6 protein-coding genes are annotated in these 6,024 nt (G+C 35.4%); all 6 read right to left on the bottom strand.

The features are described from left to right. Nucleotides 1-188: 188 nt before the first annotated feature. On the bottom strand, nt 189-869 hold the full coding sequence (locus tag C1634_RS22390; RefSeq protein WP_103231429.1) for a hypothetical protein: 681 nt from the start codon (nt 867-869) through the stop codon (nt 189-191). Between the two features lie 7 nt (nt 870-876). Then, on the bottom strand, nt 877-1,740 hold the full coding sequence (rfbD, locus tag C1634_RS22385) for a dTDP-4-dehydrorhamnose reductase (RefSeq protein WP_103231398.1): 864 nt from the start codon (nt 1,738-1,740) through the stop codon (nt 877-879). 48 nt (nt 1,741-1,788) lie between these two features. Continuing rightward, complete coding sequence (locus C1634_RS22380; RefSeq protein WP_103231399.1) at nt 1,789-2,274, bottom strand: acyl-CoA thioesterase; 486 nt, start codon at nt 2,272-2,274, stop codon at nt 1,789-1,791. Nucleotides 2,275-2,344: 70 nt separating this feature from the next. Then, on the bottom strand, nt 2,345-2,848 hold the full coding sequence (locus tag C1634_RS22375) for an OmpH family outer membrane protein (protein ID WP_109739151.1): 504 nt from the start codon (nt 2,846-2,848) through the stop codon (nt 2,345-2,347). Between the two features lie 66 nt (nt 2,849-2,914). Next, on the bottom strand, nt 2,915-3,469 hold the full coding sequence (locus C1634_RS22370; protein WP_103231430.1) for an OmpH family outer membrane protein: 555 nt from the start codon (nt 3,467-3,469) through the stop codon (nt 2,915-2,917). Nucleotides 3,470-3,477: 8 nt separating this feature from the next. Then, nucleotides 3,478-6,012, bottom strand: a complete 2,535-nt coding sequence (locus C1634_RS22365) for a BamA/OMP85 family outer membrane protein (RefSeq protein WP_109739150.1) — start codon at nt 6,010-6,012, stop codon at nt 3,478-3,480. Nucleotides 6,013-6,024: the final 12 nt, after the last annotated feature.

Here is a 6,024-nt window from a genome sequence, read left to right as displayed (position 1 = left end):
TCTCGTTTTTCAGTGGGGCAAAGATAGAAACTTAACATACACCACGCAACTTTATTTAACATAAATTTTACCTTTTATTAATATTTAAACCTAAAACACTGGTAGGCAGAGAGAAAAATTTTAAACAAAATTGGTTACCTTATATCCTTATAAAGCAAAACCAGGAATAATACGGTTCCTGCCTACTTTTAAGGAGTAATTTTTTTGTAAATCGCGCTCAAAAATTCGGCATAAGACTTTTCCAGCCCAATAATATCTCCAGATTTAAGGTTCAAACCTCCTACTCCTGAGTTATCCGGCTTCACTTTTAAGGATGAAACCTGGAAGTAAAGATTATCATCATTGGCTTTTGGCTGAACTTTTACAGTAGATCCTAAAAGCTTCTTTGTTGAAATGGTATAGATTTCTCCGGGAACAACTTTAATTTTTAAAAATGATCTTGGAGAGATCGTATAGTCTTTACGGTTGATACTTATTTTCTGATCTTTTTCAGAGGATGCAAATATATACATGTCACCATGCTGAGCGGTTAGCTTTTCTTTAGGGGTATAGTATAAAGCAACTTTATAATTAGCGGCATTGAATTCCTGAGGGGTACCGTCAACATTTTCGAAAGGTTTTAATTCGAATGTATTGGCACCAATCTCTTTTGCTTTTTTATATACTAAAGAAAATACGAGTGCATCATCTTTTGAAAATCCCTGAACTTCTACTTCTCCCAGATAAACTGCATCGGTACCCGCTTCTTCTTTTTTATGGAAGAATTTATCCGGGTTATCATTTGTTTTCTCAACCTTGGTCAGATAAACATTCTGTGCACTCCACAACTGGATACACAGCACGGAAAAGATGATTGCTATTTTCTTCATATATATATTATTGTTGTGAAAGTACATCAACACATTCTTCAAGACTATTTTCCCAATGTTTGGGTTCAATTTTATAGGTCTCTTCTATTTTATCCAAAGACATTGTACTTCTCACGGGTCTTTTGGCAGGAGTTGGATACTGTTCGGTTGTTAACGGATTTAGTTTTACTGAGGATTTTGAAAATTCAGCAATTTTTTTGGCAAATTCAAACCATGTTGTTTCCGGATAGTTTGAGAAGTGGAAAATCCCATAGGTTTTGTTTGGGGCTTCAATGATTGCTAGGATTGCTTCTGCAAGATCGGTTGCATTAGTTGGCTGCCCAAACTGATCGGCAACGATTCCCAATTCTTTTTTCTGAGAGAACAAATTCAGCATTGTCTTCACAAAGTTTTTATTGAATTCAGAATACAGCCAGGAAGTTCTTAGTATAATGGTTTTAGGATTGATTTCTAAAGCAAGTTCTTCTCCTTTTCTTTTTGATTCACCATATACGCCTATTGGATTGGTAAAATCATCTTCAGAATAGGGAAGATTCGTACTTCCATCAAAAACGTAGTCAGTAGAAACATGAATCAGAGTAGATTTGCATTCTACACATGCCTGAGCAAGATGAGCTACTCCATCTGCATTGATGGCAAAAGCTTTTTCTTTATCAGTTTCTGCCAGATCCACTGCGGTATATGCAGAAGCATTGATGCAGTAATCGGGTTTATTATCATAGAAGAAATCGTTTACCTGTTCTTCATTTGTAACATCTAAAGTGGATGAGTCTGTAAATAAGAATTCATATTGATGTTCAAAGTCAGGCGCTATTTTTCTAATGCAGTTTCCCAATTGTCCGTTACTTCCTATTACTGCTATTTTTTTCATTTATCTATTATTAATTTTTAAGTTGGTATGTTTGATAAGAACTGTTGACTAAGAATTTTTCGCATTCTGAGTTCTTAAAAACTTTACTCTTGACTGGTAGTCTTTCTGTATTAAATCTACATAAAATTTATCAAAGAGTTCTTTGATCTCTTCGGGATGAACTTCAGATTTTCTGGTTTTAACATTAAAATAAATAACGGTCACCCAAAGTACGGCATGAATTGTCTTTTCATCCAGGCTCTTCATCAGAATTTCAACTTTAGCAGTTCTATCCTGCACTTCTATGGTCTTGCTGCTGATGACCACTTGTGTGTTGTATCTTACTTCTTTTAAGTATGCTATTTCATTTTGAATGGCAATCCAGGTACAGCCGGTTTTTTTGGTATATTCTTCATAGGTAAATCCATAAAATGTTTCTACATGATCTTCTCTGGCATTGAACATATAATCAAGATATTTTACATTATTCAAATGTCCGATCGGATCGCAGTCACTAAACCTAACTTTAACCGTAGTTGATACTTCTTTTTCCATTCCGCAAAAATAAAAAAACCACCTCTAAAAGAGGTGGTTAGTTTTATAAATCTTTGTTAATTTGCTGAAATTATTGAACTCCTAGTTCTTTCTTCACAGCTGGAGTAGCGTCTGGTCCTGCTTTATAAAGGAATGCTGTTGAATTTGCATCCATAATATAATCGTATCCGTTAGCTTTAGCTACTTTTTCTACTGCCTCATTCAATTTCTTCTCAACTGGTCCGAAAGCTACATCTTGTTTAGCTTGTAGATCTTTTTGAGCTTTGTCTTGCATTTGCTGAATTTCTTCAGCTAATTTTTTCATCTCTTCTTCTCTAGCTTTGTTTTCGTCAGCTGTCTTTTTTGGTGCTTCTGTCTGATATTGCTGATATTTAGTTTGAGCTGCGTCAGCTTTTTTCTTAATCTCAGCTTGTTTAGTATCTAAGAATGTTTTAAGATCAGCATCTGCTTTCTTTTTCTCCGGCATAGCGTTAAGAACTCCCATTACATCTAAAGTAGCAATTTTTTGAGCTTTTGCCATACCTACAGATACAACCATCATTACTGCTGCAAATAATACACTTAATTTTTTCATAACTGGTAAATAAATAATTTAATTTGTTTTTAGATTTTAAAATATAGCAAAAGTTAATTTAAATAATTATTTTTTGCTTTTGCTATTTGTTTTTTCCTTCTTATCTGTTCCTTTTAGCAGAATAGATAATACTTTCTCGGTGTAATCATATTTTGACTGAAGGAAAATAACACTAATGTTATTGCTTTTATCAAGAACTATGCCCAATCCATTTTTTTCAGACATCGTTTTGATAGCTCCCCAGATCTGATCCTGAAAAGGTAAAACCAGATTTGTTCTCAGTTTTGTAATTTCACCATTAGCCCCAAAACGTAAGCTTGTTGTGGTTTTAATATTTTTATCAAGGTCTACAACTTCTTTTTCTCTAAGCTTAAGCTGATCCCCTATTAATAAAACTTTTTCACTTTCAAAAGCAGCTTTTTTTCTTTCATATTCAGACTGAAGGCTTTGAAGTTCTGACTCCCAGGTATCAATCTGAGAATTCAGTCTTGCTTCCGCTTCTTTATACTGAGGTAATTTATTCAAAATTTCATTAGTATCCACTACTCCTATCTTTTGGGCATTATTAAACCCAAAAAGCAAAAGTAATGCGAATGTGAAAATTATTTTAAAGTGCTTCATATTTCTAATTATAGTGTTTGGTTCATCAAGAAGTGGTTTCTCCATCCGGACTTATCACCTGATAATGTTTTATCCAGACCAAGTGCAAAGTCGAATCCGATCAATCCAAATGCTCCCATATAAACTCTTACTCCAATCCCGACTGATCTTTTCAACTGGAATGGGCTGTAAGAACTCCATGTGTTCCATACGTTACCTCCTTCAGCAAATGTCAATGCATAGATTTTTGCAGTCTGGCTCATTGAGATTGGGTATCTTAATTCTAATGTGAATCTGTTGTAGATTGTACCTCCTCCTTTTTGAGTAATATCTTCTGCTTCACCTCCATTGGTAGTGGCATTTTCATAACCTCTTAAAGGAATCAATTCTCTACCGTCATATCTACCTCCGAAAAGACCTGTACCTCCCATATAGAATCTTTCAAATGGCGGAGCTCCCAACTGACTGTTATATCCGTCCATGAATCCCATTTCAGCAGAAGATCTCAAGACCAATTTTCCAATGATCTCATTGTAAACGTCTGCTTTAAACTTGATTTTATAGAATTCCATCCACTTGTACTTGTCAATTGCAGACATGGTGGAGTAATCTTTCTTCTTAAACAATGAATATGGAGGTGTCAGTTTTGCTGAAAGTTCCATATTGGATCCCGTTGTTGGGAAGATTGGGTCAATACCTGCTGAGTTTCTACTCAATCCTAGGTTGATACTGAAGTTATTGGCTGTACCGTTATTTTCTGTAGTATCACCAAACTGGAATGGATAGTTATTGAAGTCATACTTCTGGAACTGTAAACCAGTATAAAGTGAGAAGTAATCATCCGGCCAGTTCAATAGTCTGTTTAAACCTACTGAAGCTGAGAAGATGTTCAATTTCTGAGCTGCTCCATATTGATCTGTATATCTTACTCTGGAGTTGTTCAAACTTACAGAAAGGGCTGTTGGTCTTGTCCCAAATAACCAAGGTTCTGTAAATGATACTCCATAGTTCTGGAAGTACTGTCCTGCCTGAACCTGAATAGAGAAGGTTTGCCCGTCTCCCTGAGGTACTGGTTTGAAGTCTTTAAACTTAAGGAAATTCCTTAATGAGAAGTTGTTAAATGTCAATCCTAAGGTACCAATAAAGCTGTTACCACCGTAACCTGCCTGTAACTGTACCTGAGAAGATCCTTTTTCTACAAGCTTCCAATTAACATCAACGGTGTTATCCTGCTGATTTGGCTGAATATCCTGTCCGATCTGCTGAGGGTCAAAGAATGACATCCCTGCTAAATCGAAATACGTTCTTTTAATTTCCGTTTTCTTGAATAGCTCTCCTGGTTTTGTTCTTAATGCTCTAAGAATTACGTGGTCATGGGTTGTTGTATTCCCCTGCCAAGTTACTTTATTCCAGGTAGCCTGTTCTCCTTCATTAATTCTAACTTCAAGGTTTACGGCATCTCCTGATACTGATTTTTCAACAGGTGTTACATTGGAGAAAAGGTAACCATTATTCATGTAAACAGATTTGATATCTGAATCATCTTCTTTACCACCGTCTTCTCCTACTTTTTTGTTGAATCCTACAGCATCGTAAATATCTCCTTTCTTATATCCTAATAATCTTTGTAAATATTCTGTAGCGTATACTGTATTACCTGTGAACGTAACGTCACCGATGTAATATTTTTTACCCTCGTTAAGTTTTACATTGATTTCGTAGTTATTTCTTTTGTTTCTCCATACTGAGTCTGAAACAATTTTTGCGTCTCTATACCCTAGGGAGTTGTAATAACTGATAAGACCTTGCTTATCTTCCTGATATTTATCTTCAATGAATTTTGAGGATTTCAAGATACCCCCGATACCAAAACGTTTCTGTTTTGTTTCTTTGAAAGCTTTGTTTCTAAGTTTTCTATCGGTTACACTTTCGTTTCCTTCAAATTCAATATGATCAATTTTAATCCTCTTCCCTTTCTCTACATTGATTGTCCAGTCTACTAAAGCAGGGTCTCCTGCATTTACTTTATCCTGAATAGTGATTTTGGCGTCCGCAAAACCTTTTTTAATAAAGTCTTTAGGGACATTGGTTTTAAGGCTTGAAACTAGGTTCTGAGTGATTTTAGTTCCTGGCTTAAGGTTGTTATCCTTTGCCATTTTTTCACTTTTAGATTTACCAATTCCTTTCCCTGCGAATTTAACTTCTCCAAGTTCTTTAAGGTCCTGCAGGTAAAATTTCAGAACGATCGTCTGTCCTTCAATGCTTTGAACATACACTTCCACTTCAGAAAAAGATTGAGTATCCCAAAGTTTTTTAACAGCATTGCTGATTTTTTGTCCTGGAATATCTACACTTTCTCCTTTTGTAAGGCCTGTAAATCTTAAGATCTGAGCGGGTGTATATTTCTTTACCCCATCTACAACGATGTCTTTAAGCGTATAAGTGCCTGCCTCATTTTCTGCGTGTACAGCATTATTTACTTTTGTGCTGTCCTTTGGAGTTACTTGTCCATAAAAATGTGCAGAAGCAGCAAACATAATGATGGGTAATAGTCTAAACTTCATTTTATCGAGTCT

Origin of the sequence: Chryseobacterium viscerum, assembly GCF_002899945.2 — a bacterium.
GTDB lineage: Bacteria > Bacteroidota > Bacteroidia > Flavobacteriales > Weeksellaceae > Chryseobacterium > Chryseobacterium viscerum.
The sequence above is the reverse complement of the archived record's forward strand: the minus strand, read 5'-3'. Positions and strand labels throughout refer to the sequence as shown.